Source organism: Klebsiella sp. 4_1_44FAA, from assembly GCF_000238715.1.
Lineage (GTDB): Bacteria > Pseudomonadota > Gammaproteobacteria > Enterobacterales > Enterobacteriaceae > Klebsiella > Klebsiella pneumoniae.
The window spans coordinates 96,944-112,121 of sequence record NZ_JH414804.1; the positions used below are offsets into that span (position 1 = coordinate 96,944).

The following is a 15,178-nucleotide window of genomic DNA, read 5'->3' on the forward strand; positions in this document are numbered from 1 at the left end:
TTAACTTAAGGATTTTACGCTTTTTTTATGGCTTCCCCTGCCGCGGGGAAGAGGAAGCCGCTGCTGTTTAGATAATGTCCAGCAGTTCAACTTCGAAGATCAGGGTGCTGAACGGAGGAATCGATGCGCCAGCGCCGCGCTCACCGTAGGCGAGGTTGTGCGGGATCGTCAGTTCCCATTTGGAACCTACCGGCATCAGAGTCAGCGCTTCAATCCAGCCGCCGATCACGCCGGTCACCGGGAATTCAGCCGGTTCACCGCGAGCAACGGAGCTGTCGAAGACGGTGCCGTCGATCAGTTTGCCAGTGTAGTGCACGCGAACGCGGTCAGTACGCGCCGGGATCGGGCCTTCGCCCTGGGTCAGTACGCGGAACTGCAGACCAGACTCGGTGCTGTTCACACCCTCTTTCTCGCGGTTTTCATCAAGGTATTTTTGGCCGTCAGCGGCCATGGCCTGAAAACGCTCGCGACGCACAGCGTCAGCACGCTCGTGGATTTCACGCAGCGCGCGGTGAACGGCTTCCACCGGCACCTGCGGCTGGTTACCTTCCAGCGCATCGGCGATACCCGCCACCAGCGCTTCCGGCAGCAGCCCCTGCAGGCCGGATTCGCTCAGCTGTTGTCCAACCTGCAAGCCGATACCGTAACTTGCCTGCGCTTCGATAGTGTCAAAAGTTGGGGTTGCCATCGTTGTTCCTTTTTGGGTGATAAACATCAAGATAAAAGCGTGCGAAAGCATAACAGCCATAGCGAAATGGGTAAAACTTTGTCGGCGGATGATGACAAATCTCAGCGAAAAAGAAACAATAGGCGGCAGCAGGTTAACTTCACTTTGTTCCGGTCATCAGGACGTTAGCCATCTATACTCATGAGCAGGATATAAATATGCGGAGCAGGAGGAAAGCCATGCCCGGGCGCTTTGAACTGACATCTACCCTGGCGAAAATCTGGCACGCCCCGGATCATTTTCGCCTCCTGGACCCGCTGCCTCCGATGCACCGCCGGGGAATTATCGCTGGCTTCCTGTTGGTTATTATCGGTATTCTGCTTCCCTCCGATGATAGCCAAAGCCCGGCGTCCACCAGCCGTGAAGCGAACCTGAATCTACAGTCGCAGTCCCAGCCGCAAGCTGGCGGCAATCAGGCCGTTCCGCTGCCGCCGATCACTAATACGCCTACCGTGAGCGACGCCGATCAGATGGCGCCGGTCGCTCCGGAGCCGATTCAGGATGAGCAGCCGGATCAAGCGCAGACGCAGCAGCCCGCCGCCACCCAGCCTTATCAATCCTCATCACAGCAGTCCGCGCCGGGTATTGAGCAGCAATGGCGGACCTATCGCATCGAGTCAGGCAAAACCCTGGCGCAGCTGTTCCGCGATCATGGGCTGCCGGCCACTGACGTCTACGCCATGGCGCAGGTTGAAGGCGCTGGCAAGCCGCTAAGTACTTTGCAGAGCGGACAGACGGTGCAGATTCGGCAGAACGCCAACGGCGTGGTCACCGGGCTCACTATCGATACCGGCAACGGCCAGCAGGTGCTGTTTACCCGCCAGTCGAACGGCAGCTTTGTGCGTGCGCGATAGCAGAGAAGACGACAGCAAGCGTTACGCCGCCGCAAAATGAAAGGCGCTAAAAAAGCAAAACGCCGGCACAAGGCCGGCGGTTTGTTGTTACCAGAACGTCAGAGGCCGATTACTCAGCAACCACGTTGATGATAACTTTAGCGAATACTTCGCTGTGAACCTGGAAGTTCACTTCGTGCTCGCCAACGTTACGCAGAACGCCGTTCGGCAGGCGAACTTCGCTCTTAGCAACTTTAACGCCTGCTGCAGTAACAGCGTCAGCGATGTCGCGAGTACCGATGGAACCGAACAGTTTACCTTCGTCGCCAGCTTTAGACGCGATGGTTACGGATTCCAGGGCGTTGATCTGCGCAGCACGAGCTTCAGCAGCTGCCAGAACGTCAGCCAGTTTGGCTTCCAGTTCAGCGCGACGTGCTTCGAAGAATTCAACGTTTTTCTTGGTAGCAGGAACAGCTTTACCCTGCGGGACCAGGAAGTTACGAGCATAGCCCGCTTTAACGTTAACCTGATCACCCAGGCTACCCAGGTTTGCTACTTTATCAAGCAGAATAACTTGCATTACCTTATCCTCTCAAAGTCGTATTAATGGACCGTGACCGATTACTGATGACGATCAGTGTACGGCAGCAGGGACAGGTAGCGAGCGCGTTTGATAGCGCGAGCCAGCTGACGCTGGTATTTTGCACGGGTACCGGTGATACGGCTCGGGACAATCTTACCGCTTTCGGTGATGTAGTTTTTCAGCGTAGCGATATCTTTATAGTCGATCTCTTGAACGCCTTCCGCGGTGAAACGGCAGAACTTGCGACGACGGAAATAACGTGCCATATGGCTAGTCTCCAGAATCTATCAATTCAATCTGCTCGGCATGCAGAACCATTTTGCTCAAGCCGTTCTTTGCCTTATGGCAAGAGATGAACCCTCGAACGGTTACTGCGCTACCGACCGTTATACTGTGAGTAATGGCCTGGTTTTCGTGACCGCTAATAATAACGGGCATTTGACACCATGCCTGCCGGTGAAAACCGGCTTCCTCCTGCACTGAACGATGCTCAAGCACGAACTGGCAGTGAGGAATTCCTGACGGGCTGACCTTACGAAGTGGAGTCCTGCAAATAATGCCGGACAGCTCCAGACGGTTGGTCATCAGGATTACTCTTCAGAATCCCCAGCTTCAGAATCATCTGCGGTTTCGTTGGCGAAATCTTCGCGACGCTCACGGCGCTCGTCTTTCGCTTTAACCATCGGAGATGCTTCGGTAACAGCGTGCTTAGTACGCATTACCATGCTGCGGATAACGGCGTCGTTGAAGCGGAAGTTAGTTTCCAGCTCATCGATCGCTTCCTGCGGCGCTTCAACGTTCATCAGAACGTAGTGAGCTTTGTGCAGTTTGTTGATCGGATAAGCCAGCTGACGGCGGCCCCAGTCTTCCAGACGGTGGATCGTACCTGCTGCTGCAGTAATTGCACCAGTGTAACGTTCGATCATGCCCGGAACCTGTTCGCTCTGGTCAGGATGGACCATAAAAACGATTTCGTAATGACGCATCGAATTGCTCCTTACGGATTATTCAGCCTCCTGTCTGGGTCAGCCGCGGCCCATGGAGGCAAGGAACGTGTTAAAGGGCGGCTGAAAAATTGACGCGTCATTCTAATGGCGGCCCCTCAGGAACACAAGCGCATTTGCACAAATAATTCGCACTAAGCGCCAAGCTGGGCTAAGTGGGTGATTTAAAATTAACCAATAAAGGAAGCGGCATTTTTTTGAACAACTGCATCAGAAAAGGTCGCCATGCGATGAACGCGCAGCGATTACACTTCTATCAAAGCCCAACGATCACAGGAGAGCCCCGAGTCAGCGTCAGGACTGTCAGTCAGGAGCGTAGTATATGAAACTGAAAATCATCGCCATGATGGCTGCGCTTTTCTTCAGCGCCAACGCGCTGGCAGCTATCCAAATCACCGAACGTCAGGCCCGCAACATGGACGACGTGCAGAGCCTCGGCGTTATCTATATCAATCACAATATGGCCACTGAGCACGAGGCCGAACAGGCCCTTAGCCAGATGAGCGATGCGCAGGGGGCGAAATACTTTCAGCCTATCCTGATGCACGAACCCGAAACCAACGGCCCGCTTCGCGCCAGCGCGGTGATATACCGCTAACGCCTGCCCGATTCTTCGCCTCTCCTCGCGAGGGGCGAAGCGAGGTCTGCGCCCAAACGCAATTGAGAATTATTTTACAAACCGACTTACCAGCGTCATCGCAACCTGATTTAATCAGCCACTCGCCATTTGATAATCAGGAGTGATTGATGGTTCCGCGTTTCGCCACCTTAGGCCGTATCCCCAAAGGCGTTTGGGTACTCGGCGGCGTCAGCCTGCTGATGGATGTCTCCTCCGAGATGATCCACAGCCTCTTACCGCTGTTTATGGCCACTACCCTCGGCGCCAGCGTGATAATTATCGGTCTTATCGAGGGACTGGCGGAAGCCACCGCCCTGATCCTGAAGGTCTTCTCCGGCGCAATCAGCGACTATGTCGGCAAGCGTAAAGGACTGGCGCTGCTGGGCTACGGCCTGGGCGCGCTCAGTAAGCCGCTGTTTGCCTTCGCCCCTACCGCCGGGGTGGTGTTTAGCGCCCGCATGATTGACCGCGTAGGCAAAGGTATTCGCGGCGCGCCGCGCGATGCGCTGGTCGCCGACGTCACCCCGCCGGAGATCCGCGGCGCCGCCTACGGACTACGCCAGGCGCTGGATACCGTCGGCGCCTTTCTCGGCCCGCTGCTGGCGGTGCTGCTGATGTTTATCTGGGCCAACGATTTTCACGCTATTTTCTGGGTGGCGGTCATTCCCGCCGTGCTCTCCATTCTCCTGCTCGGATTCGGCCTACAGGAGCCAAAATCCGCCATCGCGCACAAACGCAGCAATCCGCTGAAGCGCGAAAACCTGAAAAAGCTCTCCGCCGCCTACTGGTGGGTGGTCGCGATCGGCAGCATTTTCACCCTCGCCCGCTTCAGCGAAGCCTTTCTGGTGCTGCGCGCCCAGCAGATGGAGATCCCGCTCTATACCATCCCGCTGGTGATGGTGGCGATGAACCTGGTCTACAGCCTCACGGCTTACCCGTTCGGTAAACTCTCAGACAGCATGAGCCACAGCAAACTGCTGCAGTGGGGGCTGCTGGTGCTGATCCTCGCCGATATCGTGCTGGCGCTCAGCGGCCACTGGAGCACGCTGCTGATCGGCGTCGCGCTGTGGGGGATTCATATGGGAATGACCCAGGGCCTGCTGGCGGCGATGGTCGCCCATACGGCGCCACCGGAGCTACGCGGCACGGCGTTCGGTATGTTTAATCTGATGAGTGGCCTGGCTCTGCTGCTGGCCAGCACCGGCGCGGGGGTACTGTGGGAAACCTTCGGCGCCGCCTCGACGTTTTACGCTGGGGCGATAATTTGCGTGGTCACGCTCATCGGCATGCGCGTGATGCCGTCGGCCTATCGTCAGGATTAAAAACGGCTCCGGGGCCAGACCAGTTGCTTCACCGTGAGGGGTGAAAGCCCCGGAGCGCGCTATCTACTTTTGCCCATAGTAGGCGTTTGGCCCATGCTTACGCTGAAAATGCTTATTCATCAGCCAGCTATCGATGGGCTGCAACTGCGGATTAATGCCGCGGGCAATCCACGCCATGCGCGCCACCTCTTCCATCACCACCGCGTTGTGTACCGCCTCGTGGGCGTCTTTGCCCCAGGCAAATGGCCCGTGCTGATAGACGACGATCCCCGGCGTATGCAGCGGATTGGCCTCACCCAGCGTTTCGATAATCACCTGCCCGGTGTTCAGCTCGTAGGCCTCGTCCACCTCCTGTGCGCTAAGCGCCCGGGTGCAGGGAATATCGCCGAAGAAGTAGTCCGCATGGGTGGTGCCGAGCGCCGGGATCGCCAGCCCCGCCTGCGCCCAGGCGGTGGCGTGCGTCGAATGGGTATGCACCACCCCACCAAGGTCGGGATAACGGCGATAGAGCGCCAGATGGGTGGCGGTATCAGAGGAGGGACGCCAGCGCCCTTCCACCACGTGCCCCTGCAGATCAACCACCGACATGTCATCGACGGTCATTGACTCGTAGGCGATGCCGCTGGGCTTAATCACCACCAGCCCACGCTGCCGATCAATGGCGCTAACGTTACCCCAGGTAAAGGTCACCAGGCCGTAGCGCGGCAGATCCATATTGGCCTCGAACACCTGCTGTTTCAGCTGTTGCATTATGCCGCCTCCATCAGGCCCGCGCGGGCCATCCGCGCCTTCACCCAGTCACGCGCCTTCGCCACCTCCGCCAGCGGGTCAGCGCTGGTTTCGCTCCACATCTCAATCAGGTACGGTCCGCAGTAGCCGGTCTGCTTGAGCGTTTCGAAGCAGCGTTCAAAATCGACCACCCCTTCGCCGAACGGCACGTTTTTAAAGACGCCGGGCTTCGTGTCTTTGACGTGTACCGCCACGATATGCCCGCTCCCCGCCTTCAGCTCCATCTGGACGTCGTTATCCCACGCCGACAGATTGCCGATATCCGGGTAAAGCTGGAACCACGGATTATTCAGGTAATGGGCATAGCCCAGCGCTTTACTGATCGAGTTCATCAGCGGGTAGTCCATGATCTCCATCGCCAGGGTTACCTGGGCTCGGCTGGCCATCTCGACGCTCTGTTTCAGGCCGTCACGAAAGCGGCGGCGCGTCTCATCGTTCGCCTGCTGGTAATAGACGTCGTAGCCTGCCAGCTGGATCACCCGAATCCCCACATCCTGCGCCAGCTGAATAGCTTTACGCATAATTTCCAGCCCCTGATGCCGCACCGCGTCGTCTTCACTACCCAGCGGAAAACGGCGATGGGCGCTAAGGCACATCGACGGCACCCGGACGCCGGTTTCAGCCACCGCCTTGACCAGCGCCAGACGCTGCTCCGGGCTCCAGTCCAGCCGCGCAAGGCGGGCGTCCGTTTCATCGAGAGACATCTCAACGAAATCAAAGCCCAGCGCTTTTGCAAGCTTTAGCCGCTCCAGCCAGCACTCCCCGGCGGGGAGCGCTTTTTCATAGATGCCGAGCGGAATGGATTTCGCCAACATAGTCGCTCCTTAACCCCACAGCTGGGCGATAGAGCGTTTAAACTGGCGCGCCGCTTCCACCGGCGAGGCAGCATCGCGGATGCTGCGTCCGGCAATAAAGACGTGAACAGGGATCCCGGCAAACAGCGGCAGGTCTTCCAGCGCCAGTCCGCCGGTGACGGTCACTTTGAAGCCCATATCAGACAGACGCTTAATCGCGCTGATATCCGCCTCACTCCACGCCACGCCTGCCGCCTGCGCGTCGCGGCTGCGGTGATAGACCACCTGCTGAATACCCGCCTCGCGCCACGCCTGCGCCTGCTCCCAGGTCCAGAAGCCGGTCAGCTCAATTTGCACATCGCCGTTGAACTCTTTGGCGACATCCAGCGCCCCTTTGGCGGTGTTGATATCGGCGCAGCAGATCACCGTGACCCAGTCGGCGTTGGCTTCGAAGCACATCCGCGACAGGATCTTGCCGGCATCGGCAATTTTGGCGTCCGCCAGCACGATTTTATGCGGATACAGCGCTTTCAGATCGCGCACCGCGCGTACACCTTCACCGACGCAGAGGATAGTGCCGACTTCAATGATATCTACCTCTTCGGCGATCAGACGGGTTGTTTCATAAGCGCTGGCCAGCGTTTGGTTGTCGAGGGCGACCTGTAACATAGGTAATGACATGATAGTGTTCCTTTTAAACAGCCGCCGCGGTGGCGTTTTTGATTAAATCCAGCACTTCCTGCTCACTGCGGCAGGCGCGTAAACGGTCGAAATTGGCTTCGTCATCAAACAGGTTAACGATCTGCATGATGCCAACTTCCTGGTGGGTGGTGGCGTCAACCGCCGCCATGGTGATCAGGATGTCGACCGGGTCGTTATCTTCGTGGTTGAAAATCAGCGGTTTCTTTAGCGTGACCAGCGCAAAGCCGGTTTTTTTGACGCCCTCTTCCGGCCGCCCGTGCGGCATGGCTAATCCCGGAGCGATCACAAAATAGGGGCCGTGCTGAGCGACGCCGTCGAGGATTGCCTGGTAGTAGCGCGGTTCCACCACGTCGGCGGCCACCAGCAGATCGACGCCGATTTTCACCGCCTCCTGCCAGGTTTCCGCTTCCGCCTGCAGGCGAATGGAGTGATTCTGCGCCAGTGATTCATGGAGTTTCATAGCCGCTCCTTATTTCACGTCCTGCGGGAAATGAGCTTTAATCACCTCCAGCAGCTTTGGCCCGAAATCCGCGGGGGAAAGCATATTACGCACCCCCACCACGTGTTTATTGCCGGAGACGGTAATCTCCCCCGCGATATGGGTTGAAGCGATGATGATATCCGCGCCGTTTAGTTCGCTTTTGTATTCACCCACCGCGCAGCTGTTCACCGTGTGGTCGATATTGGATTGCGTCAGGAACTGATCCACTTTCATTTTCATGATCATGGAACTGCCTTGCCCGTTACCACACACAGCCAGAATACGTACGGTCATAATCAGAACTCCTTATTGGGCAGAGGCCTCTGCCAGTTGTTTTTCCGCGTCTTCTTCGGCGCGCAGCGCGCGGCCAGCGAAGAACATATAAGCGAGAGCAATCAGGATGATGACGGCCATAAACGCCAGCCCGATGGAGGCGAAGCCCTGCATCATCGGCGGCGCCAGAATCGACCAGTCCGCCATTCCCATCCAGGCGCTCATACCGGTGAGCTTCACCGCCCACACGCAACCGAAAATTTCAACCATGCCCATCACCAGGCAGATTTTGAGCGCCGCGCGCCAGCCGCCGAAGTGGTTGGCAAAGACGCCAATCGTCGCGTTGGAGAAGAACATCGGGATAAAGCCCGGAATAATCAGAATTGAAGAGCCAATGCCAACCAGAATGCCGACGGCAATCAGCTGGCCGATGGTGCCCCACATAAAGCCCCACACCACCGCATTCGGCGCAAAGCTATAGATCGCGGCGCAGTCAATCGCCAGCACCGCGCCGGGGATCAGGCGTTGCGAGATACCGTTGAAGGCTTCGGACAGTTCGGCGACGAACATCCGCACGCCCTGGGTAATGATGAAAATGGCCACCGCGAAGGAGAAACCGGTCTGCAGGATATAGACCGTCCAGTGGGTTTTCCCCGCCATCGCCTGCACGACGTCAATACCAAAGGAAAGCAGGATCGCGCCAAAGAAAATGGTCATGACAATCGCGGTGGAAACGATGTTGTCGTGGAAGATATTGAGCCAGCCTGGCAGCTTGAGGTCTTCCACACTCTCCTCTTTTTTCCCCAGATACGGCGCCACTTTGTAGGCAATCCATGAGGCAAACTGCTGCTGGTGACCGATGGAGAAGCCGCAGCCGTCGGTGACCAGCTGAGTCGGCTTGAACATCATGTTGGAGGTGATACCCCAGTACAGGGAGACCAGCACGGCGGTACAGATGATGGTCGTCCACATTCCGCAACCTAAGATAAAGAACGAGACGGCGATCAGCCCCGCCTGCTGAAACATGATATGGCCAGTCAGCATGATGGTGCGGATGCCGGTTAGACGGCGCAGCAGGACGTAACAGATGTTGAGCGCCAGCGCCAGCAGCACCGCGTAGCCCACCCAGCTATAGGCCTCGCCCATCCGGTCGATGGTCGCCATCATCGAGGCATAGGTGTCAGAGATCGCGCCGTTGATGCCGTACACCTCTGACATTTTCGCCACCACCGGTTTAAAAGTGCTGGTGAGGATGCCGGAGCCGGCCTGTAACAGCATGAAGCCGATAATGGTTTTGATCGTGCCTTTAATAATCACGCTGACGCTTTTGCGCAGCAGGATATAGCCCAGACAGGTGACGATACCCAGCAGCAGCGGGGCATTGGTCATCACCTGATTAAAGAAAACGGTAAAGATGTTGTAGAGGATTGCCATAACACACTCCCGATGGTGAAGGCGCTGAACGCGCCTTACGCTCAGCATTTCTCGCTGCCTACTCTAATAATCAAAAATAATCACAACAAGATTGAATTTGATTAAATGTGACGCGCGCCGCAATAATCCTCTATTTCATTGTGGCTATTGCCGAGCAGTAGCGCCGAAACATAATTAAATATTTTCAAATCATATAGATAAAACAAATCACAACCTTTATGGATGCTGGAACCCCTGAGAGGTGATGCGCATCTCTTCGTAAAATTGATGGAAAACAAGATTGCAATCTTGAAAATCCAGTGACAACATAAATCAAAACCAATCAAAATTTGATTACTATTGAAAATACGAGGAAGAGCACGATGAGTAAAGTACAGACCATCACCCGTGAATCATGGATCCTGAACACCTTTCCGGAATGGGGCAGCTGGCTGAATGAAGAGATTGAGCAGGAGCAGGTTGCGCCCGGCACCTTCGCCATGTGGTGGCTCGGCTGTACCGGTATCTGGTTAAAATCCGAAGGCGGGGCTAACGTCTGCGTCGATTTCTGGTGCGGCACTGGCAAACAGAGCCACGGCAATCCGCTGATGAAAACCGGCCACCAGATGCAGCGGATGGCAGGTGTGAAAAAATTACAGCCGAACCTGCGCACCACGCCGTTCGTGCTGGATCCGTTCGCCATTCGCCAGATTGACGCGGTCCTCGCGACCCACGATCACAACGATCATATTGACGTCAACGTCGCCGCCGCCGTCATGCAGAACTGCCCGGCCGATGTGCCCTTTATCGGCCCGAAAACCTGCGTCGACCTGTGGATCGGTTGGGGCGTGCCGAAAGCGCGCTGTATCGTCATGAAACCTGGCGATGTCGTGAAGATCAAAGACATTGAGATCCATGCGCTCGATGCGTTCGATCGCACCGCGCTGATCACCCTCCCGGCGGACCAAAAAGCCGCTGGCGTACTGCCGGACGGCATGGACCAGCGCGCGGTCAACTACCTGTTTAAAACACCGGGCGGCAACCTGTACCACAGCGGCGATTCCCACTACTCCAACTACTACGCGAAGCATGGCAACGAGCATCGGATTGACGTCGCCCTCGGCTCGTATGGCGAGAACCCGCGCGGGATCACCGACAAAATGACCAGCGCCGATATCCTGCGCATGGCAGAGTCGCTCAACGCCAAAGTTGTGATCCCGTTCCACCATGATATCTGGTCAAACTTTCAGGCCGATCCGCAGGAGATCCGCGTTCTGTGGGAGATGAAAAAGGATCGTCTGAAGTACGGCTTCAAGCCGTTTATCTGGCAGGTCGGCGGCAAATTTACCTGGCCGCTGGATAAAGACAATTTCGAATATCACTACCCGCGCGGTTTCGACGACTGCTTTACCATTGAGCCGGATCTGCCTTTCAAATCCTTCCTGTAAGTCGCCGCCGGCAGGCCCTGCCTGCCGGAAATACCCCGCCGCAGGGTTAGTATTTTCACATGATTTCAAATATCATCTTTGCCGTTCACTTTTAATCGGATTCGCTCATGACGGAAGCGCAAAGGCACCAAATTCTGCTGGATCTGCTCGCCCAAACGGGGTTTGTTACCGTGGAGCAGGTGATGTCGCGGCTCGGGATCTCACCCGCTACCGCCCGACGTGATATCAACAAGCTGGATGAAAGCGGCAAACTGAAAAAGGTTCGTAATGGCGCGGAAGCCATTAGCGAACAGCGCCCCCGCTGGACGCCGATGAACATCCACCAGGCGCAAAATCTGGATGAAAAAGTGCGTATTGCACGCGCCGCTTCGCAACTGATCGCGCCGGGTGAGAGCATCGTCATTAACTGCGGCTCCACCGCCTTTCTGTTGGGTCGGGAACTGTGCGGCAAACCGGTGCAGATCATCACCAACTATCTGCCGCTGGCTAACTACCTGATCGACCAGGAGCATGACAGCGTGATTATCATGGGCGGCCAGTACAACCGCAGCCACGCCATCACCCTCAGCCCCCACGGTAGCGAGAACAGCCTCTATGCCGGACACTGGATGTTTACCAGCGGCAAAGGGCTCACCGCCGAAGGCCTCTACAAAACGGATATGTTGACCGCCATGGCCGAGCAAAAAATGCTTAACGTGGTCGGCAAACTGGCGGTGCTGGTCGACAGCAGCAAGATCGGCGAGCGCGCCGGGATGCTATTCAGCCAGGCCGGGCAAATTGACGTGGTGATCACCGGCAAACAGGCCGATGCCGCGATCCTCAAACAGCTTGAGGATCAGGGCGTCAGCGTAATCCGCGTTTAAAGGTGCTGCTGAAAAAAGGCGACCGTGGTAGCCAGCGCCTCTGGCGTAATGCGATGGCGGACGCCTTTCTGCCAGACGCAGGTCAGCCTGGCGGCAAGATCCGCCTGCCGGAGCGCCTGCTCTAGTCGAAAGGTTTCTTCCGGCGGCACCACGTCATCGGCATCGCCATGCCAGAGCAATAGCGGCCGCCGAGCAAGGGACGCCAGCTGATGGCTGACATCCCATTCGTTGAGGCTATCGACATCAAAATCAGGCGAGGGGAACAGGGTTTGCGACAGGGAACGAAAATAGCCCGACCCCATCAGACAGGCGACACTGTTCAGCTCGGGGTGATGCGTCATGATGCCCAACGCCGTCATTCCCCCCATCGAAGCGCCCGCCACCGCCAGCCGCTCCCCTTCCAGCCATCCTTCAGCGATTATCGCCTCGCGCAGCGCAGGAAACTCCCTGAAATTCTGCTGCAGAATCGGCCAGAAGCGCTGCATCCGCCCGGCCTCATCGCCCTGATAGCGCGCCCCATGCTCCGGCGCGTCCGGCATGATCACCCGGAATCCGGCCTCGGCCAGCGCCACCGCAAAGTAGCTGTAGACCAGCTTCGACGAGGTAAAGCCATGATAAAAGACGATACAGGGCAAGGGCTTATCCAAACTCTCCTGCGGACAGGCATGTAAAATTTCACCACCGCCGAGGTTGCGCATTTCTAGTGCAATCATTTATCGTCTTCCTTCTCTATCGTGGTTAGGCGTCATGGGAAAATTCATTCACCAGGCAACCCAGTTTGCTACGATTCATAATGTTGAGAACCCGGTTACGCTTTCACAACATTTTCATTCGAAAATCGCGTCAGAGATAACAGTTCGGGAACATTCCCCGGCAATCCTGTTAAGGCTACCACTACACTATCACTATCAGGAAACGAGATATGGTTATGCGCAGGTTTTCACCGTGGTTACTGGCTATCGTCCTCAGCGGGTGTAGCGCCCTGCAGGGAACGCCGGAAGCCCCGCCGCCCGCCACCGACCATCCGCAGGAGATCCAGCGCTACCAGACGGCTGGCCTGCAGAAAATGGCCACGGTGAGCGTACTGATGTACGGTTCGCCGATGGATGTCGAAGCGGCGCTGAAGGCCAAAGCAGAAGCGGCTAAAGCCGATTACTACGTCATCATCATGATCGATGACACCATGGTACCCGGCCAGTGGTATTCGCAGGCGATCCTCTATCGTCGATAACGAGGCGGCGTCTTTAAATCTGCTTTACACAGCTTTGCGTCCATTCACGTTCTCCTGTGCATAATAACGTTCGGCCAGCCACCTGGCAGGACGTTAGCAACGGACTGCCCTTGGGACTACGTGAAATGGAGCTGACGATGAAACGATCTTTTACCCTATCCAGCCTGCTGTTAACCGCTGCGACGGCCAATACGTCCGCGCAGTCAGCCGAATTCGCCAGCGCGGATTGCGTCACTGGCCTGAATGAAATCGGTCTGATCTCCGTCACTAATCTTTCCGGCAGCCAACAGGATGTAGAGCACGCCATTGCCCGCAAAGCAGACGAGCAAGGCGCCTCCTGGTATCGCATTATTCAGATGTACGAGGAACAACAGCCGGACAGCTGGCGCGTGCAGGCCATTCTCTACGCCTGAGGCGCCTGGCGCCCGCGCCCCATAGCCCGCAGCAGCAGGTCGTCGAGGGTCGGCGCGTCAAGACGTATGCCGCCGCGGGTGTCGAGCATCATCCGGCACCAGGCTTCGGCCAGCGGCGGCGAAGCATGGCGCAGCATCTGCGCCCCCGCGCCAAGACGATAGACCAGCCGGGCAATCTCTCTCCCCTGCTCTTCGGCGGGTCGTTTCAGCAGTTGCTGCAGCTGACGCCATGCGCGGTCGAGATGGCGGTTCTGTCCTTTCACCTCCGCACACTCCGCGGCCAGCAGCTCCATCGCCGCCGGCTGCTTGCTCAGCACCCGCATCACATCGAGGCACATAATATTGCCGGAGCCTTCCCAGATGCTGTTGACCGGCATCTCGCGATACAACCGCGGTAGTTCGCTCTCCTCGCAATAGCCGATGCCGCCCAGCACTTCCATCGCCTCGGCGACAAACGGGATACCGGCCTTACAGATGGCAAACTTGGCCGCAGGCGTAAACAGGCGCGCCCAGGCGCTTTCCCGGGCATCATCCCGACGGTCCCAGGCCCGCGCCAGGCGAAACAGAAACGCGGTCTGCCCCTCCAGACGGAGCGCCATTTGCCCCAGCAGCTGGCGCATCATCGGCTGTTCGACCAGGTTTTTGCCAAACGCCTGACGCTGTAGCGCGTGATACAGCGCCACCGAGAAGGCGCGACGCATCAGGGCATGGCTGCCCAGCGCGCAGTCAAAGCGGGTCAGGCCGCCCATCCTGAGGATCTGCCGCACGCCGTCGCCTTCGTCGCCCACCAGCCAGCCGCAGGCATCATAAAACTCCACTTCGCTACTGGCGTTGGAGCGGTTGCCGAGCTTCTCTTTTAAGCGTTCAAGACGCACGCCGTTACGCTGCCCGTCGGGCAGCAGACGCGGCACAAAGAAGCATGAGAGCCCCGCCGGAGCCTGAGCCAGCACCAGGTGAGCATCGCTCTGCGGCACCGAGAAGAACCACTTGTGTCCCACCAGTCGGTAAAACCCTTCCGCCGTTTTCTCCGCGCGACTGGTATTGCTCAGCACATCAGACCCCCCTTGCTTCTCGGTCATCCCCATGCCGATCAGCAGGCCGCGCTTCTGGCCGCCAGGCGCAAGGTGCGGATCGTAACGGTCGCTCAGCAGCGGCGACAGCCAGTCGCGAAAGGGCGCGGGCAGGGCGTGCTGCAGCAGGGGCGTCGCGGCGAAGGTCATGGTAATCGGGCACAACGTCCCGGCCTCCACCTTGGCATGGAGCAGAAAGCGGGCGGCGCGGGCGACAAACGCGCCTTCGCGGGCATCCTCCTGCCAGGCGAGGTTATGTACCCGGTTCGCGCACAGCCCCTGCATCAGCAGGTGCCAGGCGGGATGGAAGCGCACGTCGTCCAGCCGGGCGCCGGTGGCGTCATAGCGCAGCAGCTCCGGCGGATTGCTGTTGGCCAGGCGTCCCAGCTCCAGCGATTCGGCTGTCCCCAGCTGCTGGCCAATGCTGGCGAGCAGATCGCCATCCCAGCCGGCGCCTTCGCGGACCACTGCTTCACGCAGAGCGGTATCGGACAGAAACAGATTGCTGTTATTCAGCGGGGTGGGTTGATTAAAAACGGTGTGCGTTTGCCAGTGCATCGTGTCTCCCTCCATCAATGGCGATAGCCATAAGTATGGTTATCCGGAGGGATAC

General features: G+C 57.6%; 20 protein-coding genes. 7 read left to right on the top strand and 13 right to left on the bottom strand.

The window, feature by feature from the left end; all coding sequences use genetic code 11:
- Positions 1 to 67 precede the first annotated feature (67 nt).
- A complete protein-coding gene (gene fklB / locus HMPREF1024_RS06265; protein WP_002886687.1) occupies positions 68 to 688 on the bottom strand; it encodes an FKBP-type peptidyl-prolyl cis-trans isomerase in 621 nt (206 codons plus the stop codon).
- A gap of 218 nt (positions 689 to 906) precedes the next feature.
- Between fklB and HMPREF1024_RS06260 the strand changes: the two genes are divergently transcribed.
- On the top strand, positions 907 to 1,581 hold the full coding sequence (locus HMPREF1024_RS06260) for a LysM-like peptidoglycan-binding domain-containing protein (RefSeq protein WP_004177687.1): 675 nt from the start codon (positions 907 to 909) through the stop codon (positions 1,579 to 1,581).
- Positions 1,582 to 1,690: 109 nt separating this feature from the next.
- On the opposite strand, the gene rplI is transcribed toward HMPREF1024_RS06260, so the two are convergent.
- The 4 genes from rplI to rpsF are packed head-to-tail and all read right to left on the bottom strand — an operon-like array spanning position 1,691 to position 3,129.
- Positions 1,691 to 2,140 (bottom strand): 50S ribosomal protein L9, encoded by a 450-nt coding sequence (rplI, locus tag HMPREF1024_RS06255; protein WP_009309324.1) that lies wholly within the window; start codon positions 2,138 to 2,140, stop codon positions 1,691 to 1,693.
- Positions 2,141 to 2,181: 41 nt separating this feature from the next.
- On the bottom strand, positions 2,182 to 2,409 hold the full coding sequence (gene rpsR, locus HMPREF1024_RS06250; protein WP_000135199.1) for a 30S ribosomal protein S18: 228 nt from the start codon (positions 2,407 to 2,409) through the stop codon (positions 2,182 to 2,184).
- A gap of 4 nt (positions 2,410 to 2,413) precedes the next feature.
- Complete coding sequence (priB, locus tag HMPREF1024_RS06245) at positions 2,414 to 2,728, bottom strand: primosomal replication protein N (protein WP_002885722.1); 315 nt, start codon at positions 2,726 to 2,728, stop codon at positions 2,414 to 2,416.
- A gap of 5 nt (positions 2,729 to 2,733) precedes the next feature.
- Positions 2,734 to 3,129, bottom strand: coding sequence for a 30S ribosomal protein S6 (rpsF, locus tag HMPREF1024_RS06240; protein ID WP_002885691.1), 396 nt, complete (start codon positions 3,127 to 3,129; stop codon positions 2,734 to 2,736).
- A gap of 340 nt (positions 3,130 to 3,469) precedes the next feature.
- Between rpsF and HMPREF1024_RS06235 the strand changes: the two genes are divergently transcribed.
- Both HMPREF1024_RS06235 and HMPREF1024_RS06230 read left to right on the top strand, forming a co-directional pair.
- A complete protein-coding gene (locus HMPREF1024_RS06235; protein WP_002885689.1) occupies positions 3,470 to 3,745 on the top strand; it encodes a DUF1471 domain-containing protein in 276 nt (91 codons plus the stop codon).
- 149 nt (positions 3,746 to 3,894) lie between these two features.
- Complete coding sequence (locus tag HMPREF1024_RS06230; protein ID WP_009309325.1) at positions 3,895 to 5,088, top strand: MFS transporter; 1,194 nt, start codon at positions 3,895 to 3,897, stop codon at positions 5,086 to 5,088.
- Positions 5,089 to 5,151: 63 nt separating this feature from the next.
- Here the strand turns inward: HMPREF1024_RS06230 and HMPREF1024_RS06225 are convergent, their stop codons facing one another.
- The 6 genes from HMPREF1024_RS06225 to ulaA are packed head-to-tail and all read right to left on the bottom strand — an operon-like array spanning position 5,152 to position 9,561.
- Positions 5,152 to 5,838: an L-ribulose-5-phosphate 4-epimerase gene (locus HMPREF1024_RS06225; RefSeq protein ID WP_002885687.1), complete on the bottom strand. Its 687-nt coding sequence runs from the start codon at positions 5,836 to 5,838 to the stop codon at positions 5,152 to 5,154.
- Positions 5,838 to 6,692, bottom strand: a complete 855-nt coding sequence (locus HMPREF1024_RS06220; protein WP_004210671.1) for an L-ribulose-5-phosphate 3-epimerase — start codon at positions 6,690 to 6,692, stop codon at positions 5,838 to 5,840. The genes HMPREF1024_RS06225 and HMPREF1024_RS06220 overlap by 1 nt, the downstream gene beginning before the upstream one ends.
- Before the next feature lie 9 nt (positions 6,693 to 6,701).
- Positions 6,702 to 7,352 (bottom strand): 3-keto-L-gulonate-6-phosphate decarboxylase UlaD, encoded by a 651-nt coding sequence (gene ulaD / locus HMPREF1024_RS06215; RefSeq protein WP_002885684.1) that lies wholly within the window; start codon positions 7,350 to 7,352, stop codon positions 6,702 to 6,704.
- Positions 7,353 to 7,365: 13 nt separating this feature from the next.
- Positions 7,366 to 7,833 (bottom strand): PTS ascorbate transporter subunit IIA, encoded by a 468-nt coding sequence (ulaC, locus tag HMPREF1024_RS06210; protein WP_002885683.1) that lies wholly within the window; start codon positions 7,831 to 7,833, stop codon positions 7,366 to 7,368.
- 9 nt (positions 7,834 to 7,842) lie between these two features.
- Positions 7,843 to 8,148 (bottom strand): PTS ascorbate transporter subunit IIB, encoded by a 306-nt coding sequence (gene ulaB, locus HMPREF1024_RS06205; RefSeq protein ID WP_002885682.1) that lies wholly within the window; start codon positions 8,146 to 8,148, stop codon positions 7,843 to 7,845.
- Between the two features lie 12 nt (positions 8,149 to 8,160).
- Positions 8,161 to 9,561, bottom strand: coding sequence for a PTS ascorbate transporter subunit IIC (gene ulaA / locus HMPREF1024_RS06200; protein WP_009309326.1), 1,401 nt, complete (start codon positions 9,559 to 9,561; stop codon positions 8,161 to 8,163).
- 362 nt (positions 9,562 to 9,923) lie between these two features.
- Here ulaA and ulaG point away from each other — a divergent pair, with 362 nt between their 5' ends.
- Positions 9,924 to 10,988, top strand: coding sequence for an L-ascorbate 6-phosphate lactonase (ulaG, locus tag HMPREF1024_RS06195; RefSeq protein WP_004194176.1), 1,065 nt, complete (start codon positions 9,924 to 9,926; stop codon positions 10,986 to 10,988).
- Positions 10,989 to 11,095: 107 nt separating this feature from the next.
- Positions 11,096 to 11,851 carry an HTH-type transcriptional regulator UlaR gene (gene ulaR, locus HMPREF1024_RS06190; protein WP_004177697.1) on the top strand — a complete coding sequence of 252 codons (756 nt, stop codon included), beginning with the start codon at positions 11,096 to 11,098 and terminating at the stop codon, positions 11,849 to 11,851.
- Here ulaR and yjfP read toward each other — a convergent pair.
- Positions 11,848 to 12,564: an esterase gene (gene yjfP / locus HMPREF1024_RS06185; protein WP_004178343.1), complete on the bottom strand. Its 717-nt coding sequence runs from the start codon at positions 12,562 to 12,564 to the stop codon at positions 11,848 to 11,850. The two genes, ulaR and yjfP, sit on opposite strands and share 4 nt — an antisense overlap.
- A 209-nt stretch (positions 12,565 to 12,773) precedes the next feature.
- Between yjfP and bsmA the strand changes: the two genes are divergently transcribed.
- Positions 12,774 to 13,082 (top strand): biofilm peroxide resistance protein BsmA, encoded by a 309-nt coding sequence (gene bsmA, locus HMPREF1024_RS06180; protein ID WP_002885674.1) that lies wholly within the window; start codon positions 12,774 to 12,776, stop codon positions 13,080 to 13,082.
- A gap of 137 nt (positions 13,083 to 13,219) precedes the next feature.
- Positions 13,220 to 13,495, top strand: a complete 276-nt coding sequence (yjfN, locus tag HMPREF1024_RS06175) for a DUF1471 family protease activator YjfN (RefSeq protein WP_002885673.1) — start codon at positions 13,220 to 13,222, stop codon at positions 13,493 to 13,495.
- Here the strand turns inward: yjfN and HMPREF1024_RS06170 are convergent.
- The gene (locus HMPREF1024_RS06170) at positions 13,486 to 15,123 is read right to left on the bottom strand and encodes an isovaleryl-CoA dehydrogenase (protein ID WP_009309327.1); all 1,638 of its coding nucleotides are present in this window, start codon (positions 15,121 to 15,123) and stop codon (positions 13,486 to 13,488) included. The two genes, yjfN and HMPREF1024_RS06170, sit on opposite strands and share 10 nt — an antisense overlap.
- Positions 15,124 to 15,178: the final 55 nt, after the last annotated feature.

Coding starts and splice junctions, on each gene's coding strand:
- ulaR (WP_004177697.1), top strand. CDS start 11,096: ATGACGGAAGCGCAAAGGCACCAAATTCTGCTGGATCTGCTCGCCCAA.
- ulaD (WP_002885684.1), bottom strand. CDS start 7,352: ATGTCATTACCTATGTTACAGGTCGCCCTCGACAACCAAACGCTGGCC.
- rpsR (WP_000135199.1), bottom strand. CDS start 2,409: ATGGCACGTTATTTCCGTCGTCGCAAGTTCTGCCGTTTCACCGCGGAA.
- ulaG (WP_004194176.1), top strand. CDS start 9,924: ATGAGTAAAGTACAGACCATCACCCGTGAATCATGGATCCTGAACACC.
- rplI (WP_009309324.1), bottom strand. CDS start 2,140: ATGCAAGTTATTCTGCTTGATAAAGTAGCAAACCTGGGTAGCCTGGGT.
- HMPREF1024_RS06260 (WP_004177687.1), top strand. CDS start 907: ATGCCCGGGCGCTTTGAACTGACATCTACCCTGGCGAAAATCTGGCAC.
- ulaC (WP_002885683.1), bottom strand. CDS start 7,833: ATGAAACTCCATGAATCACTGGCGCAGAATCACTCCATTCGCCTGCAG.
- ulaB (WP_002885682.1), bottom strand. CDS start 8,148: ATGACCGTACGTATTCTGGCTGTGTGTGGTAACGGGCAAGGCAGTTCC.
- yjfN (WP_002885673.1), top strand. CDS start 13,220: ATGAAACGATCTTTTACCCTATCCAGCCTGCTGTTAACCGCTGCGACG.
- yjfP (WP_004178343.1), bottom strand. CDS start 12,564: ATGATTGCACTAGAAATGCGCAACCTCGGCGGTGGTGAAATTTTACAT.
- HMPREF1024_RS06230 (WP_009309325.1), top strand. CDS start 3,895: ATGGTTCCGCGTTTCGCCACCTTAGGCCGTATCCCCAAAGGCGTTTGG.
- fklB (WP_002886687.1), bottom strand. CDS start 688: ATGGCAACCCCAACTTTTGACACTATCGAAGCGCAGGCAAGTTACGGT.
- HMPREF1024_RS06220 (WP_004210671.1), bottom strand. CDS start 6,692: ATGTTGGCGAAATCCATTCCGCTCGGCATCTATGAAAAAGCGCTCCCC.
- bsmA (WP_002885674.1), top strand. CDS start 12,774: ATGGTTATGCGCAGGTTTTCACCGTGGTTACTGGCTATCGTCCTCAGC.
- HMPREF1024_RS06225 (WP_002885687.1), bottom strand. CDS start 5,838: ATGCAACAGCTGAAACAGCAGGTGTTCGAGGCCAATATGGATCTGCCG.
- HMPREF1024_RS06170 (WP_009309327.1), bottom strand. CDS start 15,123: ATGCACTGGCAAACGCACACCGTTTTTAATCAACCCACCCCGCTGAAT.
- priB (WP_002885722.1), bottom strand. CDS start 2,728: ATGACCAACCGTCTGGAGCTGTCCGGCATTATTTGCAGGACTCCACTT.
- rpsF (WP_002885691.1), bottom strand. CDS start 3,129: ATGCGTCATTACGAAATCGTTTTTATGGTCCATCCTGACCAGAGCGAA.
- HMPREF1024_RS06235 (WP_002885689.1), top strand. CDS start 3,470: ATGAAACTGAAAATCATCGCCATGATGGCTGCGCTTTTCTTCAGCGCC.
- ulaA (WP_009309326.1), bottom strand. CDS start 9,561: ATGGCAATCCTCTACAACATCTTTACCGTTTTCTTTAATCAGGTGATG.